Genomic DNA, 16,512 nt, shown 5'->3' on the forward strand with positions numbered 1-16,512 from the left:
GCTCCTCTTCGCCGGACTACTGCTGCCCGTCAGTCTGGCTCTCGTTCACATAGACGCGCGGAACACGGGTGCCGATCCGGGTGACGATCTCGTACGCGATGGTGCCGGCGGCCTGCGCCCAGTCCTCGGCGGTGGGTTCACCGCCGTCACCGGGCCCGAAGAGCACCGCGCGCGCCCCCGGCTCGGGTTCGTCGCCGCCCAGGTCCACGACGAACTGGTCCATCGCGACCCGCCCCGCGATCGTCCGCCACTTGCCGCCGACCAGCACGGGGCCGGCTGAGGAGGCGTGCCGCGGAACACCGTCCGCATACCCGACGGGGATGAGCCCAAGGGTGGTCGCGCCGGCGGTGGTGTAGGTGTGCCCGTAGCTGACGCCGTGGCCGCCGGGCACCTGCTTGACGAGCGCCACGGACGCGGACAGCGTCATCGCGGGCCGCAGCCCGAAGTCGGCGGGGCTGCCCAGCTCGGGGCTGGGTGAGACGCCGTAGACCGCGATGCCCGGCCGCACCAGGTCGAAGTGGCTGTCGGGGCGGGTGAGCGTGGCCGGCGAGTTGGCGATGTGCCGTACCTCGGGGCGCACGCCCCGCTCCTCGGCGTACCCGGTCATCTCGCGGAAGCGGGCGAGCTGGGCGTCGATGGAGGGGTGTCCGGGTTCGTCGGCGCAGGCGAAGTGCGACCACAGGCCGGTCACCTTCAGCAGCCCGTCGCCTTCGGCGGCGAGCGCCTCCCGGACCAGCCCGGCCCAGTCCTCGCCCGGCTGGCAGCCGCCGCGCCCGAGGCCGGTGTCGGCCTTGAGCTGCACCCGGGCCGGCCGCCCGGCCTCGCGGGCCGCGGCCGTGACCTCGCGCAGGGCCCACAGGTCGCTCACCGAGACGTCGAGGCGGGCCTCGACGGCCTCCCGCCAGGGCCCGCCCGGGGTCCACAGCCAGCACATGATCCGGACGTCGTCCGGCAGCCGCCCCTTGGCCCGCAGCACGAGGGCCTCCTCGGGCGTGGCGGTGCCGAGCCAGGTCGCCCCCGCCTCGACGGCCGCGCGGGCGCACGGCAGCGCGCCGTGGCCGTAGGCGTCGGACTTCACGACGGCCATCAGGGCCGCGTCCGGCGCGAGGGCGCGCAGGGCCCGCACATTGGCCCGCACGGCGGCCAGATCGATCTCGGCGCGGGCCCGCAGGGGCGCGGTCCGCAGGGCAGCAGTTTCAGTCATGGCGCCCTCAGTCTCTCAGAGGGGTCCGACGGGCCGGTCGAGCCCCGGGTCAGCTGCCGGGGCGACGGCCCCAGGCGTACACCCGGTCCCCCTTCTTCAGCACGCTCCACAGCTTCCGGGCGTCCCCGAGGCGCAGATTGACGCATCCCATGGAGCCGACGGTGGTGAAGATCGACCCGTAGACGGCGTGGAAGGCCTGGCCGCCACTGAAGAACTGCGCGTAGGGCATGGGCTGGTGGTACAGCGTGGACACGTGGTTCTTGTGCTTCCAGTAGACCTTGTGCCATCCGGTACGGGTCCGGTACCCGGCCCGGCCGCTGCGCATGGGCACCGGCCCGTACACGACCTTCTTCCCCTTCTGCACCCAGGTCAGCTGGCGGCCGAGATCGACGCAGGCGACGCGGTACGACCGCACCGGGCACTTCCCGGCGGCGTTGGGGTTCTTGCGCGCGCCGACGAGCTGCATGGTGGCCCAGGTGACGGGTCCCGCGAAGCCGATGGCGGGCTTGATCCGGTGCTTGATCTGGAAGGCCCGGATGGCCCGGCAGTCGGCGGCGGACTGCTTCCCGTCCGCCTTCCGCTTCAGCCACCGTTCGACCTGCCGCTGATAGGGCCCGGTCCGCTTGCTGCACGTGACCCGGGCGACGGCGTCCCCGAGGGGCACGTACTCGACCGGATCGTAGGCCCCCTCGGCGGCCTCCCGCGGCTCCACGGCGTCCTCGCGGGCGCTGGGCGTGTACACCACCGGCGGCAGGATCTGGTCGGGCGTGTCCGTCACCCACACCCTGGGCGCCACGCCGGGCACCAACTCCCCCTCCGGGCCGGGCGCGGCGGCCGCGCTCCCCACCGGCAGCACACACGCCGCGGCCATCACCACAGCGACACCCCGACACGTCATACGCGAGCTGATCATGCGATCAGCGAACCGCGCACCCGGACCGTCCGGAGCGTGCCGCGCGGCGGGGTCACCCGGACGTACGCACCGCGGCCCCGGCCGTAGGGTGCTCGGCATGAGCATCATCGGGGTCGGTATCGACGTGGCGGAGATCGACCGTTTCGCGGCTTCCCTGGAGCGCACGCCCGGGATGGCCCGACGGCTGTTCCTGGACAGCGAGTTGCTGCTGCCGAGCGGGGAGCGGCGGGGAGTGGCCTCGCTGGCGGCGCGGTTCGCGGCGAAGGAGGCGCTGGCCAAGGCACTGGGCGCCCCGGCGGGCCTGCTCTGGACGGACGCGGAGGTCTTCGTCGAGGACAGCGGCCGGCCGCGGCTGCGGGTGACGGGGACGGTGGCGGCCCGGGCGGCGGAACTCGGCGTGCGGTCCTGGCATGTGTCGCTCAGTCATGACGCGGGAGTGGCCTCCGCGGTGGTGGTCGCGGAAGGCTGAGGGGCGCGAGAGACTCGACCGCATGCGTACTGCGTACAGCGTGGAGACGGTCAGGGCGGCGGAACGGGACCTCATGGCACGGCTGCCGGAGGGGGCACTGATGCAGCGCGCGGCGGCGGGCCTCGCCGCGGCCTGCGCGGACCTCCTCGGCCGGGTCTACGGCAGCCGCGTCGTGCTGCTGGTCGGCAGCGGCGACAACGGCGGCGACGCGCTGTGGGCCGGTGCCCGCCTGGCCCGGCGCGGCGCGGGGGTCACCGCGGTACTGCCGGCACCGGAACGGGCCCACGCGGCCGGGCTCGCGGCCCTGCGCGGGGCGGGCGGAAGGGTGACCGGCACCGATGCCGCGGCGCCGCTGATCGAGCGGGCGGACCTGGTGCTGGACGGCATCGTCGGGATCGGCGGCAAGGGCGGCCTGCGCCCGGACGCGGCACCGCTGGCCGAGGCCGCCGCGCGGTCCCGGGCCGCCGTGGTCGCCGTGGACCTGCCGAGCGGGGTCGACGCGGACACCGGCCAGGTGCGGGGGCCGGCGGTCCGTGCCGACCTGACCGTCACCTTCGGCACCCACAAGCCGGGCCTGCTGATCGATCCGGCGCGGGAGTACGCCGGTGCGGTCCGGCTGGTCGACATCGGGCTGCAACTGCCGGAACGGGCCGCACTGGAGGCGTTGCAGCACGCGGACGTGGCACGGCTGCTGCCGGTGCCGGGGGCGGAGAGCGACAAGTACCGGCGGGGCGTGGTCGGCATCGCGGCCGGGTCCGCGCGGTACCCGGGGGCGGCGGTGCTGGCGGTGGCGGGCGCGCTGCGCGGCGGTGCCGGAGCCGTGCGGTACGTCGGCCCGGCCGGGGACGCGGTGCTCGCCCGCTTCCCCGAGACGCTGGTCTCGGACCGGGGGCCGCGGAAGGCCGGCCGGGTCCAGGCCTGGGTGGTGGGACCGGGCGCCGGGGACGACGCGGCGACGGTGGCGGAGGTGCTGGAGGCGGACGTACCCCTGCTGATCGACGCGGACGGACTGCGCCTGGCGGACCGTCAGGCGGTACGGGACCGCACGGCGCCGACCCTGATGACTCCGCATGCCGGGGAGGCGGCGGCGCTCCTGGGCGTCGCCCGGGAGGAGGTCGAGGGGTCCCGGCTGTCGGCGGTACGGGAGCTGGCGGCCCGGTACCGGGCGACGGTGCTGCTGAAGGGCTCCACGACGCTGGTGGCGGACCCGGAGGCGGCGACGCCGGTCCGGGTGAACGCGACCGGCACGCCCTGGCTGGCCACGGCGGGCAGCGGGGACGTGCTGTCGGGGCTGTCCGGATCCCTGCTGGCCGCGGGGCTCCCGGCGCGGGACGCGGGCAGCGTGGCCGCGTACCTGCACGGCCTGGCGGGACGGTACGCGGCGGACGGGGCGCCGGTCGGGGCGCACGACGTGGCGGAGGGGATCGCCCGCGCGTGGCGGGACGTGCGGACGGCCCCCTGACCGCCCGGCGCCGGGCTACTCCACCGTCACCGACTTGGCCAGGTTCCGGGGCTGGTCCACCTCGTTGCCCCGGGCCGTCGCCAGCTCGCAGGCGAACACCTGCAGCGGCACCGTCGCCACCAGCGGCTGAAGCAGCGTCGGCGTCACCGGGATGCGGATCAGATGGTCGGCGTACGGCACCACCGCCTCGTCGCCCTCCTCCGCGATCACGATCGTCCGCGCGCCCCGGGCCCTGATCTCCTGGATGTTGGACACGATCTTGTCGTGCAGGACCGACCGCCCCCGCGGGGACGGGACGACCACCACGACCGGCAGGTCGTCCTCGATCAGCGCGATCGGCCCGTGCTTCAGCTCGCCCGCCGCGAAACCCTCGGCGTGCATGTAGGCGAGCTCCTTCAGCTTCAGCGCGCCCTCCAGCGCCACCGGGTAGCCCACGTGCCGGCCCAGGAACAGGACCGTGTTCTTCGCGGCCAGGGAGCGGGCCAGCGCGCGCACCGGTTCCATGGTCTCCAGGACCTGCTCCACCGCGCCGGAGATCTCCGCCAGGTCCCGGACCACCGCCCGGATCTCGTCGCCCCACTTGGTGCCGCGCACCTGGCCCAGGTAGAGGGCCACCAGGTAGCAGGCCACCAGCTGGGTCAGGAAGGCCTTCGTCGAGGCGACCGCCACCTCCGGCCCCGCGTGCGTGTACAGCACCGCGTCCGACTCGCGCGAGATCGTCGAGCCGTTGGTGTTGCAGATCGCCAGCACCCGGGAGCCCTGCTCACGGGCGTGCCGCAGCGCCATCAGCGTGTCCATGGTCTCCCCGGACTGGGAGATCGCGATGACCAGGGACCGCGCGTCCAGGATCGGGTCCCGGTAGCGGAACTCGCTGGCCAGCTCCACCTCGCAGGGGATCCGCGTCCAGTGCTCGATGGCGTACTTGGCGATCAGCCCCGCGTGGAAGGCCGTACCGCAGGCCACCACGACGACCTTGTCGATCTCCCGCAGTTCGCTCGCCGGGATCCGCAGCTCGTCCAGGGTCAGCGAGCCGGTGCCGTCGATGCGGCCGAGCAGGGTGTCGGCGACCGCCTTGGGCTGCTCGGCGATCTCCTTGAGCATGAAGTAGTCGTAGCCGCCCTTCTCGGCGGCCGAGGCGTCCCAGTCGACGTGGTACGAGCGGACCTCGGCCGGGCTGCCGTCGAAGCCGGTCACCGTGACGCCGTCGCGGCGCAGTTCCACGACCTGGTCCTGGCCCAGTTCGATCGCGGAACGGGTGTGGGCGATGAAGGCGGCCACGTCGGAGGCGAGGAACGCCTCGCCCTCCCCCACGCCCACCACCAGCGGCGAGTTCCGGCGGGCGCCGATGACCAGGTCCGGCTCGTCCGCGTGCACGGCGACCAGCGTGAACGCCCCCTCCAGCCGTCGGCACACCAGCCGCATCGCCTCCGCGAGGTCGGCGCAGGAGGAGAACTCCTCCGCGAGCAGATGCGCCACGACCTCGGTGTCCGTCTCGGAGGCCAGCTCGTGGCCCCGCTCCGCCAGTTCGGCCCGCAGCGCCGCGAAGTTCTCGATGATGCCGTTGTGGACGACGGCCACGCGCCCGGCGTTGTCCAGGTGCGGATGCGCGTTCGTGTCCGTGGGTCCGCCGTGGGTCGCCCAGCGGGTGTGCCCGATGCCGGTGGAACCGCTCGGCAGCGGGCGGTCGACGAGTTCCTTCTCCAGGTTGACGAGCTTGCCGGCCCTCTTCGCGGCGGCCAGCCCGCCGTCCGCGAGCACGGCCACACCCGCCGAGTCGTAGCCCCGGTACTCCAGTCGCTTCAGCCCGGCCATCACGACATCGAGCGCCGACTGCGACCCCACGTATCCCACGATTCCGCACATGAACGGCAGCCTACGATCGAATCGAGCGCCAAAGCGGTCACCGCGTGCCCGATTCCGGAAATTTCCGTGCCCTGCTCCCTCATGTCTTGGCCCGGTACGCCCGCATCGCCAGCGGATAGAACACCAGCGCTATCCCGGCCGCCCACAGCAGCGACCACAGCACCGGCTCCGCCACCGGCCCGCCGAGCAGCAACCCCCGGAAGGCGTCCGAGAGATGGGTCACCGGGTTGACGTCGCTCCACGCCTGGAGCCACCCCGGCATCGTGTCCACCCGGACGAACGCGCTGCTGGTGAAGGTGACCGGGAAGATCAGGGTGAACGCGAACGCCTGCACCTTCTCCGCGTCCCCCGCCAGCATCCCGATCAGCACCGCGCACCACGACACCGCCGCCGCGAACACGATCACCAGCAGGGTGCCGAGCAGGAAGCCGTCGAACCCGCCCGTGACCCGGAAGCCGAGCAGCAGCCCGAGCCCGATCATCAGCAGCAGCGCCCACAGGTGCTTGGCGAGGTCGGCGGTGATCCGGCCGATCAGCGGCGCCGAGCGGGCTATCGGCAGGCTGCGCAGCCGGTCGAAGACTCCCTTGGTGAGATCGGTGTTGAGCGCCATCGCCGTGTACATCGTCATGAACAGGGTGTTCTGCACGATGATCCCGGGCAGCGCGTACTTCAGGTACGCCTCGGGCGACCCGGCCATCTGCCCGCCCAGGACATAGGTGAACAGGAACACGAACATGATCGGCGTGATGCTGTAGTCGACCAGTTCGAGCGGGTTGTGCTTGACCGCGACCAGGCTCCGCCAGGCCATGGTGAAGGTCTGCCGGAGGCCGGCGAGCGGCCGCACCCGGCCCGACTTCGTGAGGGGTGCCGTGACGGTGGTGGCGGCCATGATCAGTTCACCGCCCGCGCCGGCTCGGTGTCCTCGCGGACCGACCCGCCGCCGTCCTCCTCCGGTGCGCCCCCGGGCTCGGCGCGGTGGCCGGTCAGCGCCAGGAACACCTCGTCCAGCGAGGAGCGGCGCAGCGCCAGCTCGCCCACCGCTATTCCCTCCCGGTCGAGCGTGCGGACCACGGCCGGCATCAGCTCGGGGTCCTTCACCGGGGCCGTGACCGTCTCGCCCTCGATCTGGGTCTGAGCGCCGGCCGCCTCGGCCACCAGCGCGTGCACCCGCCCCAGCTCCCGGGCGGCCAACGGCCGCACCTGCAGCACCTGGCCGCCGACCTGGGACTTCAGCTGGTCCGGGGTGCCCTCGGCGATCACCCGGCCCTTGTCGATCACCACGATGTCGTCGGCGAGCACATCGGCCTCGTTCAGATACTGCGTGGTCAGCAGGGCGGTCGCGCCGTCCGCGACCAGGCCCCGCAGCAGGTCCCACAGCTCCCCTCGGCTGCGTGGGTCCAGACCGGTCGTGGGCTCGTCGAGGAAGAGGATGCTGGGCCGGCCCACCAGGCTCGCGGCGAGGTCGAGACGCCGTCGCATGCCTCCGGAGTACGTCTTCACCGCCCGCCCGGCCGCGTCCGTCAGCTGGAAGCGCTCCAGCAGTTCCCGCGCCCGCGCCTTCGCCTCGCGCCGCGGCAGGCCCAGCAAGCGGCCGATGAGCAGCAGATTCTCCGTGCCGGTCAGGTTCTCGTCGACGGCGGCGTACTGCCCGGTCAGCCCGACCAGCGCGCGCACGGCCCCCGCCTGCCGCACCACGTCGTACCCGGCGACCCGGGCCCGGCCGCCGTCCGGCCTGAGCAGCGTCGCGAAGATCCGCACGGCCGTGGTCTTCCCCGCCCCATTGGGCCCCAGCAGCCCGAGCACCGAGCCCTGCCGGGCCGCCAGATCGACCCCGGCCAGCGCCTCGGTCTCCCGGAACCGCTTGACCAGCCCTTCCGCCTCGATCGCATACGTCATGGCTCACCCCTCGGGGGTCGGTGGACCCCGGCCTGGGCCCACCTCTCCCACAACTGTGACGCACACCACTGACATTCCCCGCCTTGTCCCGATTCGCCCGGAAATCCCCGGCGCGTGACGGATCCCACCCCGCCGTCCGTTCGTCCTCCCGTAACAATGGACTGTGATCTCTCCGGTCCCACCGATGCCCCGGAGCGCCCACCGGCACAGGCCGGAGGCGACTCCCTACCTCGACCTCACCCGAGCCGAGTGGAGCGCGCTGCGCGACAAGACGCCGCTGCCGCTCAGCGCCGAGGAGGTCGAGAAGCTGCGCGGTCTCGGCGACGTCATCGACCTCGACGAGGTGCGGGACATCTACCTCCCGCTCTCCCGTCTGCTCAATCTCTACGTCGGCGCCACGGACGGCCTCAGAAGCGCGCTCAACACCTTCCTCGGCGAACAGGGCTCGCAGTCCGGCACGCCCTTCGTCATAGGGGTCGCCGGTTCGGTCGCCGTCGGCAAGTCCACGGTCGCCCGCCTCCTCCAGGCGCTGCTCTCGCGCTGGCCGGAGCACCCGCGCGTGGAGCTGGTGACCACGGACGGCTTCCTGCTGCCGACCAGGGAGCTGGAGGCCCGGGGCCTGATGTCGAGGAAGGGCTTCCCGGAGTCGTACGACCGCCGCGCCCTCACCCGCTTCGTCGCCGACATCAAGGCGGGCAAGGAGGAGGTCACCGCCCCCGTCTACTCCCACCTCATCTACGACATCGTCCCGGACCAGCGGCTCACCGTCCGCCGCCCGGACATCCTGATCGTCGAGGGCCTGAACGTCCTGCAGCCCGCCCTGCCCGGCAAGGACGGCCGCACCCGGGTCGGCCTCGCCGACTACTTCGACTTCAGCGTGTACGTCGACGCCCGCACCGAGGACATCGAGCGCTGGTACCTCAGCCGCTTCAAGAAACTGCGCGCCACCGCCTTCCAGAACCCGTCCTCGTACTTCCGCAAGTACACCCAGGTCTCCGAGGAGGAGGCACTGGACTACGCCCGGACGACCTGGCGGACCATCAACAAGCCCAATCTGGTGGAGAACGTCGCCCCCACCCGCGGCCGGGCGGCCCTCGTCGTGCGCAAGGGCCCCGACCACAAAGTGCAGCGGCTGAGCCTGCGGAAGTTGTGAGCTGGTAGAAAGGCGCCCATGCTGCATCTGCGCCTGATCACGCCTCCCGGCAAGACGGACGAGGTGGTCGGCCTGATCGAGTCGACCGTCGGCACCACCCATCTCGTGGTGCTGAAGGGGGCCGCCCGTACCCCCGCCGGTGATGTCGTCATGTGCGACGTGGCGCGCGAGGCGGGGGACGAACTCCTCAACGGGCTGAGGCGGTTGGAGATCGAGGACTGCGGGTCCATCGCCGTCGAGAGCATCGACCTCTCCCTGTCCAAGCGCGCGGACAAGGCCGAGAAGGACGCCCCCGGCGAGGCCGCGGACGCGGTCCTGTGGGAGCAGCTGACGGACGCGACCCACGAGGAGTCGACGCTCTCCGTCACCTACCTCGCGTTCCTCACCCTCGCCACCATGATCGCGGCCTGCGGTGTGGTGCTCGACAACGCCATCCTGATCGTGGGCGCGATGGCCGTCGGCCCGGAGTTCGGACCACTGGCGGGCTTCAGCACGGCGCTGGTGCAGCGCGCCCCGCGGTTGGCGCTGCGGTCACTGGTCGCGCTGCTGGTGGGCTTCGCCGTGGCCATGGCGGTGACGGTCGGCTTCAGCCACTTCATGGACGCGATCGACCTGTTCAGCAGGGAGCAGTTGGACGCCAAGCGCCCTCAGACGGGCTTCGTCTACGCCCCCGACTGGTTCTCGTTCATCGTCGCGATCCTGGCCGGCATGGCCGGCACCCTCTCGCTGACCTCGTCCAAGTCGGGCGCCCTGGTGGGCGTCGCCATCTCGGTCACCACGGTTCCGGCGGCCGCCAACGCGGCGGTGGCCCTGAGCTTCGGCGACACCGAGCAGACCGTGGGCTCGACGGAACAGCTCCTGCTGAACCTCTTGGGCATCGTCCTGGCAGGCACCTTGACGCTGCTGGCCCAGAAGTGGTTCTGGGCACACTCAAGGCGCCGGGCAGGCACACCCACCTAGGGGCGCGGGGAACTGCGCGACAAGCCACGACGGCGCCGCAGCCGGCCAACAACAGCCCCCCGCAGACGCTCAGCCCAGTGCCGACTTCACCACATCGGCCAGCCGCCCGGCAACAGCCCGAGCCTGATCGATGTCCGCCGCCTCCACCATCACCCGGACCAGCGGCTCGGTCCCGGAGGGCCGCAACAGCACCCGCCCGGTGGACCCCAGCTCCGCCTCCGCCTCCGCGACGGCCGCCGCCAGCTCCCCGGACGTCTTCACCCGCGTCCGGTCGACGTCGGGCACGTTGATCAGCACCTGCGGCAGCCGCTCCATCACCGAGGCCAGCTCCCGCAGCGACCGCCCGGTCTCCGCGACCCGCGCCGCGAGCATCAGCCCGGTCAGCGTGCCGTCACCGGTGGTCGCGTGATCGAGGATGATCACGTGCCCGGACTGCTCACCGCCCAGGGTGTACCCGTGCTCCTTCATCTCCTCCAGCACATACCGGTCGCCGACCGCGGTCTGGACGATCTTCAGTCCCTCCCGCTCCAGCGCCAGCTTGAACCCGAGGTTGGACATCACCGTCGCCACCACGGTCCCGGCGCGCAGCGCGGAGCGCTCCCGCATCGCCAGCGCGAGGACGGCCAGGATCTGGTCGCCGTCCACCTCCTCGCCGGTGTGGTCCACGGCGAGGCAGCGGTCGGCGTCGCCGTCGTGGGCGATGCCGAAGTGCGCGCCGTGCTCGACGACGGCGGCCTTCAGCAGATCGAGGTGGGTCGAGCCGCAGCCGTCGTTGATGTTGAGCCCGTCCGGCGAGGCCCCGATCGTGACGATCTCGGCACCGGCCCGCGAGAACGCCTCCGGCGACACCCGGGACGCGGCACCGTGCGCCTCGTCGAGGACGATCTTCAGCCCGTCGAGCCGGTTGGGCAGGACGGCGACGAGGTGGGCGATGTACTTGTCGAAGCCCTCGTCGTACTCCCGGACCCGGCCCACGCCCGCGCCGGTGGGCCGCTCCCAGGGCTCACCGCGCCGGTGCTCCTCGTAGAGGGCCTCGATCCGCTGCTCCAGCTCGTCGTCGAGCTTGTGCCCGCCGCGCGCGAGGAACTTGATGCCGTTGTCCGGCATGGCGTTGTGGCTGGCGGAGAGCATGACGCCGAGGTCGGCGCCGAGCGCGCCGGTGAGATACGCCACGGCGGGCGTCGGCAGCACACCGACCCGCAGCACGTCGACGCCCGCGCTCGCCAGACCGGCGACCACGGCGGCCTCCAGGAACTCCCCGGACGCGCGCGGGTCCCGGCCGACCACCGCGGTGGGCCGGTGGCCCGCGAAGGAGCCCGCCTCGGCCAGCACGTGGGCCGCCGCGACCGACAGACCGAGCGCCATCTCGGCGGTCAGATCCGCGTTGGCGACACCGCGCACGCCGTCCGTGCCGAAGAGTCGTCCCACTTGTCCTCCTGATGAAGCGTCACTTCCGGGGATCGCCCACGATCATGCGATCACATCAGTCTTTGAACGTCTTGTGCCGTTATACGCCCAAGACCGTGATAAACGAACGCCCCGGCGGCACTGTGGCGTGCCGCCGGGGCGTTCGAACGTACTGCTGAAGTGCGAGTACGCGCTGCAGGCAGCGAAGCTTAACGCTTGCTGTACTGCGGAGCCTTACGGGCCTTCTTCAGACCGGCCTTCTTGCGCTCGACCGCACGGTCGTCGCGCTTGAGGAAGCCGGCCTTCTTCAGGGCGCCGCGGTTGTTGTCGACGTCGGCCTCGTTCAGCGCACGGGCGACACCGAGACGGAGCGCACCGGCCTGACCGGAGACACCGCCACCCGCGATGCGGGCGATGACGTCGTAACGACCCTCGAGCTCGAGCACCTTGAAGGGCTCGTTGACTTCCTGCTGGTGCACCTTGTTCGGGAAGTAGTCCTCGAGGGTGCGACCGTTGATCTTCCACTTGCCGGTGCCCGGGACGATCCGGACGCGGGCGATGGCGTTCTTGCGACGGCCCAGGCCGGCGGCCGGCTGGGGCTCGCCGAAGCGGGAAGCCGTGGACTCCGAGGTGTACTCACCCTCGACGGGGACCTCGGACTCGGTGGTGTAGCTGTCGATGTCAAGCTCTTCGAGCGGCTGCTCGGCAGTGGTCTCGGCCACGATTCTCCTCAGATTCTGTTCAGTCTTAGGGGGTGGCCGGACTTACTGCGCGACCTGGGTGATCTCGAACGGCACCGGCTGCTGGGCAGCGTGCGGGTGCTGGTCACCCTTGTAGACCTTCAGCTTCGAGAGCATCTGACGGCCCAGAGTGTTCTTGGGGAGCATGCCCTTGACGGCCTTCTCGACGGCCTTCTCGGGGTTCTTGTCGAGCAGCTCGTCGTAACGGACCGAGCGCAGACCACCCGGGTAACCGGAGTGGCGGTAGGCCATCTTCTGGGTCCGCTTGTTGCCGGACAGGTGCACCTTGTCGGCGTTGATGATGATGACGAAGTCACCGGTGTCGACGTGAGGGGCGTAGATCGGCTTGTGCTTGCCCCGGAGGAGGGTCGCTGCGGTGGTGGCGAGACGGCCGAGGACAACGTCCTGGGCGTCGATGACGTGCCACTGGCGCGTCACATCGCCGGGCTTGGGGCTGTACGTACGCACGGTTCGTAGCCTTCGCTTCGAGTGAATGGTCCTGAACAGGTCACCGAAACGATCACGACAGCCCTGACCACACTGCGGTTGACGCAAACCGCGTGCAGGTCGCTGGTCATCGGCCCGGTGGACCGGTGTAAGGGCCCGTCCCGTGAGAATGAGCAAGCCAATACACAACGAACAGGCAGAATACCTGTGCTGCCCCGGAAGGGTCAAAACGAGGTCGCTGCCTTAACGGGAACCGATTTTACCCCGTCCCCGCGCCGCCCCGCCCAGCCGTGCCCGGCGACCGTGCCCGCCAGCACACACAGCGTGAGCGCGTCCTTGAAGGCCCGCCGCTGCACCGGTTCCAGATAGGGCCAGCTCAGCCCCGGCAGCTGGGGCACCAGCGCGAGCCAGAACCAGGGCGACCGGGCCACCGACCCCGCGCACGGAACAGAGGCGAGCAGCAGCGGCACGACGATCACCAGGTAGTGGTCATACGACGGCCTGGACACCAGGAACGCCGAGAGCATCAGGGCCGCCGCCGTCTCCGTGAGCCTGAGCGGCCCGGCGTCGGCGCGCCGCCAGCGCCGGTACGCGCAGCCCACCCCGACGGCCGCCGCGAGCAGGGCGAGCAGGGCGGCGGGCCCCTGCGGCACCCCGAGCCGGGGCAGCACGGCCGCCGGGGACGCCTCGTAGAGCCGTACGAAGTCGTCGTCGCCGCGCAGCAGGAAGGGCAGGGTGCGGGTGAAGAAGCCGGTGGGGTCGGGGAGGAAGAGGGCCGCGACCGCCGACGCCGTGGCGGGCAGCGCGACCAGCAGGGCGAGGGCCCGCCACCGGCCGGCGAAGACGAACAGCAGCGCCACCGGGACCAGGACCGGCTTCAGCGCGATCGCCGTGCCGAGCACCACGGCGGCCGCCGTCCAGCGGTTCCGGTCCGCCAGGAGCAGTCCCAGCGGCAGGGCGAGCGCCGCCGTCGCCGTCCAGTTCGCCAGGAGGATCAGATGGGCGAAGGGGGCGAAACCGGCGGCGAGGCCGGCCAGGCCCAGGGCGGCCAGGCGGCTGCGGAGCGGGACGCGGTGCAGCCGCAGGGCGCAGGCCCAGCCCGCGGCGAGGCAGGCGGTGACCGCGAGCGGGACCAGCAGGCGCAGCGCGGCCGGGGAGAGCAGGGCCTGGGGGGCGGCGGCCAGGACGGCGCCCGGGAGATAGAGGAAGTGCGGATCGTCGTAGGGGGAGCCGCCCGCCAGCCAGGTGCGCGCGGCCCGCACCACGATGGCGTTGTCCATGCCGCCGTCCCTGGTCACCCGGGTGGTGCGGACCGTCGTGGCGCCGAGCACGGCCGCGAGGAGCGCCCACAGATGCCAGGACGCGGGTCGTACCAACCACCCGGAGATGTCGCTTTTGCGCTCGCTCATCGACGCAACGCTAGGCGTCCCAGGGCCTCTTGAGGCGGAACGGCACACCCCGGGCCCCGTCTAAGATGCGGCGCATGAGCTTCGGGCAGCAGGGGGGACCCCAGTCCCAGTGGGACCCCTGGAAACCGCATTCCCAGCAGCCGTGGAACAGCGGCGGCGACAGCCAGACCCCGGACTGGGCCGCGCTCGCCGAGGCGTCCGAGTCCCGTAACAAGCGGCGCCGGCTGCTGCTGATCGGCGGTGGCGCGCTGGCCACGGTCGGCGTGGCCGCGGCGGTCGCGGTGGCCGTGGTGTCGGCGAACGGCGGCGACGAGGCGTCCGGCAAGCCGAGCGCGCAGCTTCCCGCGACCGCGGACATACCGAGCGGGTCCACGGGCCCGGCGCCGTCCTTCGAGCCGACGAGCGCGCCGCCCCCGCTGGATCCGAACGACTTCATCGCCAGCGCGAAGAAGGACACCGCCCCGCTCAGCCCCGAGACCCTCTTCCCGGGCACCCGGCTGACCGTGGGCGAGACCGTCTACCAGAAGGGCGCGACGGCCGACACCGGGGACTGCTCCTCGGCCGCCCTGAAGACCCTGCCGAAGATCCTCGACGCCAACGACTGCACCCGTCTGATGCGCGTCACCTACGTCCACGACGGCGTCGCGGTCACGGTCGGCGTGGCCGTCTTCGACACCGCGGCCCAGGCCACGAAGGCCAAGAGCGAGACGGACGACAAGAGCATCGTGAAGGCGCTGGCCGGCAAGGGCGTGAAGCCCTTCTGCAGCGGCGCCGTCTGCCGCACCACGCGCAATGCCAGCGGCCGCTACGCCTACTTCACGGTCACCGGCTTCACCAGCGGCAAGGACGTCACGACCAAGGACACCGAGGTGTTCTCGGCCGACGACGACCTCCAGACGTTCACCTTCAACCAGATCCGCCGCCGGGGCGAGGCGCAGGCATCGGCGGCGGCGCAGGCGGGCTAGCCGTTCAGGAGGCGGGCAGGGTGTCGAACCAGCCGACGCCGTTGCCCTGGAACTCCTTGGCGGCCTGCTCGGCCTCCTTCGCGGTGAGCTTCTCGCCGGCCTGGTGGTAGACCCAGTCCACCTTCATGTCCCAGGCGCGGTCGCCGGCGAACGGCAGGTCCACGAACCAGGTGTTGAAGTGGATCGCCATGTCCGCGCGGGGGGCGTAGTCCGCGCCGCTGCGGTAGAGGGTCTCGCCGTCGATGCTGTAGGTGACCGACTTCTTGTCGACCGTGATCACCATGGTGTGCCAGCCGGCGATGCTCCGCTCGGTCTTGTTGGTGACGCGGTCGCCCTCGTCGGCATTGCGCCAGGTGGTGGTGTCCAGCTTCGGTCCGGGCGCGCCCCAACCGCCGTTCGGCATGTACTCGTTGTCGAGTTCGGCGTACTTGCTGCCCGAGCCGCCGATGGTGAAGAACGTCTGGTTGATGTGGTCGCCGTTCTCACCGGTCGTCGGCTTGTCGGTGAAGTGGATCCGGGCCGCGTAGGTGCCGGTGCGGAACTTGGCCTCCTTGGTGCCGAGGGCCGCCTGCGCGGTGCCGGCCTCGGTGCCGTCGGTGGCGGCGCGCAGGTTGAGGACCTGCCCGCCGAGCGCCTCGTCGTCGCCCGGGAACGAGACGCCCTTCGCGGTCCAGGTGCTCTCGATGCCGGGACCGCCCTCGCTGGTGCGCACCAGCCAGCCGTGCTTGAACAGCGCGGTGTCCTTCGGGCCCCGGTAGTTGAAGTCGTCGAAGAAGCCGCCCTCGGGCAGCTCCGGCTCGGTCCGGGACACCGGCTGCGCCGAGGTCTTCCCGTCCCCGCCGCCGGGCTCCTCGCCCCACACCAGGGCGCCGCGCTTGTAGGCGGGGATCCGGTCGGACTCCTTGTAGGTCTTCTTGGAGGCGTCGTAGGACCAGTCACCGTCCTGGTCGACCGGCTTGTGGTCGGTCCGGTAGAGCTGGATCTCCAGGCCCTTGCTGTTGGCGCCGGGCTTCAGCACCCCCGCCTTCTCGGTGAACCCCAGCTCCAGGTAGTGGTCGGCGCCCTCGTGCGGCGTGTCCATGGCGACCACGGCACCGGTCAGATTCGCGCAACCGACCGCCGCTTCCACGCAGTTGAAGCCGTAGGAGGCGTCGTCGTCGGCCGCGAAGTAGTACCGCAGGGCGACCTCGCTCAGCGGGACCGGCTGCTCGGAGGTGTTGAAGACCTCAAGCCACGGGCGGACCGCGTCGGCCTCGGCGGAGGTCTCGGTGCGGTAGCGGACCGTGAGCTCGGGGTCCTCCGGGTTGAAGTGGTTCCACAGCGGCTTGGCGGCCAGCACACCGCCGGCCAGGACGGCCACCACGAGCAGGACCTTGAAAGCGCGGGCTATGCCACTACGCCGGCGGGGTTGACGACGGGACGCCACGTAGGTCTCCTTCAGGGGGCGCGGGGCGTGCGCCCGGCGGATGGAATCGGCAAGAGGGTACCCGTCGCCGGGCCCGGCACCAGGGGTCGGTTCGAAGCGGAATCCGGCGCCGAACGAGCCGACTCATGACCATGCGTAAGGGTTGTACGCGCCTCTAGTGACAATAAAGACGGTGTGCGAGCTGTGAACACATGTGTG

At 71.7% G+C, this 16,512-nt stretch carries 15 protein-coding genes; 5 read left to right on the plus strand and 10 right to left on the minus strand.

The window, feature by feature from the left end:
• Positions 1-16 precede the first annotated feature (16 nt).
• Positions 17-1,204: an alanine racemase gene (alr, locus tag ACWD11_RS02630; RefSeq protein WP_389415404.1), complete on the minus strand. Its 1,188-nt coding sequence runs from the start codon at positions 1,202-1,204 to the stop codon at positions 17-19.
• A 49-nt stretch (positions 1,205-1,253) separates the two neighbouring features.
• The gene (locus ACWD11_RS02635) at positions 1,254-2,117 is read right to left on the minus strand and encodes a L,D-transpeptidase family protein (protein WP_451280840.1); all 864 of its coding nucleotides are present in this window, start codon (positions 2,115-2,117) and stop codon (positions 1,254-1,256) included.
• Between the two features lie 97 nt (positions 2,118-2,214).
• On the opposite strand from ACWD11_RS02635, the gene ACWD11_RS02640 reads away from it, so the two are divergent.
• Together ACWD11_RS02640 and ACWD11_RS02645 are read left to right on the plus strand one after the other, a co-directional pair.
• On the plus strand, positions 2,215-2,586 hold the full coding sequence (locus tag ACWD11_RS02640; protein ID WP_250071011.1) for a holo-ACP synthase: 372 nt from the start codon (positions 2,215-2,217) through the stop codon (positions 2,584-2,586).
• A gap of 22 nt (positions 2,587-2,608) precedes the next feature.
• The gene (locus ACWD11_RS02645; RefSeq protein ID WP_389415406.1) at positions 2,609-4,048 is read left to right on the plus strand and encodes an NAD(P)H-hydrate dehydratase; all 1,440 of its coding nucleotides are present in this window, start codon (positions 2,609-2,611) and stop codon (positions 4,046-4,048) included.
• Between the two features lie 15 nt (positions 4,049-4,063).
• On the opposite strand, the gene glmS is transcribed toward ACWD11_RS02645, so the two are convergent.
• The 3 genes from glmS to ACWD11_RS02660 all read right to left on the minus strand — a co-directional run bounded on the left by glmS (position 4,064) and on the right by ACWD11_RS02660 (position 7,807).
• Positions 4,064-5,911, minus strand: a complete 1,848-nt coding sequence (gene glmS, locus ACWD11_RS02650; RefSeq protein WP_389415407.1) for a glutamine--fructose-6-phosphate transaminase (isomerizing) — start codon at positions 5,909-5,911, stop codon at positions 4,064-4,066.
• Positions 5,912-5,990: 79 nt separating this feature from the next.
• Complete coding sequence (locus tag ACWD11_RS02655; RefSeq protein ID WP_389415408.1) at positions 5,991-6,800, minus strand: ABC transporter permease; 810 nt, start codon at positions 6,798-6,800, stop codon at positions 5,991-5,993.
• A gap of 2 nt (positions 6,801-6,802) precedes the next feature.
• Entirely contained in the window at positions 6,803-7,807 is a 1,005-nt protein-coding gene (locus ACWD11_RS02660; protein ID WP_451280843.1) for an ATP-binding cassette domain-containing protein, read from the minus strand.
• Between the two features lie 184 nt (positions 7,808-7,991).
• Here ACWD11_RS02660 and coaA point away from each other — a divergent pair, with 184 nt between their 5' ends.
• Together coaA and ACWD11_RS02670 are read left to right on the plus strand one after the other, a co-directional pair.
• On the plus strand, positions 7,992-8,960 hold the full coding sequence (gene coaA, locus ACWD11_RS02665) for a type I pantothenate kinase (RefSeq protein ID WP_389415410.1): 969 nt from the start codon (positions 7,992-7,994) through the stop codon (positions 8,958-8,960).
• An 18-nt stretch (positions 8,961-8,978) separates the two neighbouring features.
• A complete protein-coding gene (locus ACWD11_RS02670; protein WP_389415411.1) occupies positions 8,979-9,920 on the plus strand; it encodes a DUF389 domain-containing protein in 942 nt (313 codons plus the stop codon).
• Positions 9,921-9,989: 69 nt separating this feature from the next.
• On the opposite strand, the gene glmM is transcribed toward ACWD11_RS02670, so the two are convergent.
• From glmM to ACWD11_RS02690, 4 genes are all read right to left on the minus strand, one after another.
• Positions 9,990-11,348 carry a phosphoglucosamine mutase gene (gene glmM, locus ACWD11_RS02675; protein ID WP_389415412.1) on the minus strand — a complete coding sequence of 453 codons (1,359 nt, stop codon included), beginning with the start codon at positions 11,346-11,348 and terminating at the stop codon, positions 9,990-9,992.
• 188 nt (positions 11,349-11,536) lie between these two features.
• Complete coding sequence (rpsI, locus tag ACWD11_RS02680; RefSeq protein ID WP_389415413.1) at positions 11,537-12,049, minus strand: 30S ribosomal protein S9; 513 nt, start codon at positions 12,047-12,049, stop codon at positions 11,537-11,539.
• 42 nt (positions 12,050-12,091) lie between these two features.
• Positions 12,092-12,535, minus strand: coding sequence for a 50S ribosomal protein L13 (gene rplM / locus ACWD11_RS02685; RefSeq protein ID WP_250070999.1), 444 nt, complete (start codon positions 12,533-12,535; stop codon positions 12,092-12,094).
• A gap of 203 nt (positions 12,536-12,738) precedes the next feature.
• Complete coding sequence (locus ACWD11_RS02690) at positions 12,739-13,923, minus strand: glycosyltransferase family 87 protein (RefSeq protein WP_389415414.1); 1,185 nt, start codon at positions 13,921-13,923, stop codon at positions 12,739-12,741.
• Between the two features lie 74 nt (positions 13,924-13,997).
• On the opposite strand from ACWD11_RS02690, the gene ACWD11_RS02695 reads away from it, so the two are divergent.
• Positions 13,998-14,888 (plus strand): hypothetical protein, encoded by an 891-nt coding sequence (locus ACWD11_RS02695; RefSeq protein ID WP_389415415.1) that lies wholly within the window; start codon positions 13,998-14,000, stop codon positions 14,886-14,888.
• 4 nt (positions 14,889-14,892) lie between these two features.
• Here ACWD11_RS02695 and ACWD11_RS02700 read toward each other — a convergent pair whose 3' ends face one another.
• The gene (locus ACWD11_RS02700; protein ID WP_389415416.1) at positions 14,893-16,314 is read right to left on the minus strand and encodes a cellulose binding domain-containing protein; all 1,422 of its coding nucleotides are present in this window, start codon (positions 16,312-16,314) and stop codon (positions 14,893-14,895) included.
• Between the last annotated feature and the right edge of the window lie 198 nt (positions 16,315-16,512).

It is taken from the genome of Streptomyces sp. NPDC002776 (assembly GCF_053592195.1).

Bases quoted from the DNA above. Each gene is read 5' to 3' on its own strand.
- ACWD11_RS02655 (WP_389415408.1), bottom strand. From the start codon at position 6,800: ATGGCCGCCACCACCGTCACGGCACCCCTCACGAAGTCGGGCCGGGTG.
- glmS (WP_389415407.1), bottom strand. From the start codon at position 5,911: ATGTGCGGAATCGTGGGATACGTGGGGTCGCAGTCGGCGCTCGATGTC.
- ACWD11_RS02635 (WP_451280840.1), bottom strand. From the start codon at position 2,117: ATGATCAGCTCGCGTATGACGTGTCGGGGTGTCGCTGTGGTGATGGCC.
- ACWD11_RS02640 (WP_250071011.1), top strand. From the start codon at position 2,215: ATGAGCATCATCGGGGTCGGTATCGACGTGGCGGAGATCGACCGTTTC.
- ACWD11_RS02690 (WP_389415414.1), bottom strand. From the start codon at position 13,923: ATGAGCGAGCGCAAAAGCGACATCTCCGGGTGGTTGGTACGACCCGCG.
- ACWD11_RS02660 (WP_451280843.1), bottom strand. From the start codon at position 7,807: ATGACGTATGCGATCGAGGCGGAAGGGCTGGTCAAGCGGTTCCGGGAG.
- ACWD11_RS02645 (WP_389415406.1), top strand. From the start codon at position 2,609: ATGCGTACTGCGTACAGCGTGGAGACGGTCAGGGCGGCGGAACGGGAC.
- alr (WP_389415404.1), bottom strand. From the start codon at position 1,204: ATGACTGAAACTGCTGCCCTGCGGACCGCGCCCCTGCGGGCCCGCGCC.
- ACWD11_RS02695 (WP_389415415.1), top strand. From the start codon at position 13,998: ATGAGCTTCGGGCAGCAGGGGGGACCCCAGTCCCAGTGGGACCCCTGG.
- coaA (WP_389415410.1), top strand. From the start codon at position 7,992: ATGCCCCGGAGCGCCCACCGGCACAGGCCGGAGGCGACTCCCTACCTC.
- ACWD11_RS02670 (WP_389415411.1), top strand. From the start codon at position 8,979: ATGCTGCATCTGCGCCTGATCACGCCTCCCGGCAAGACGGACGAGGTG.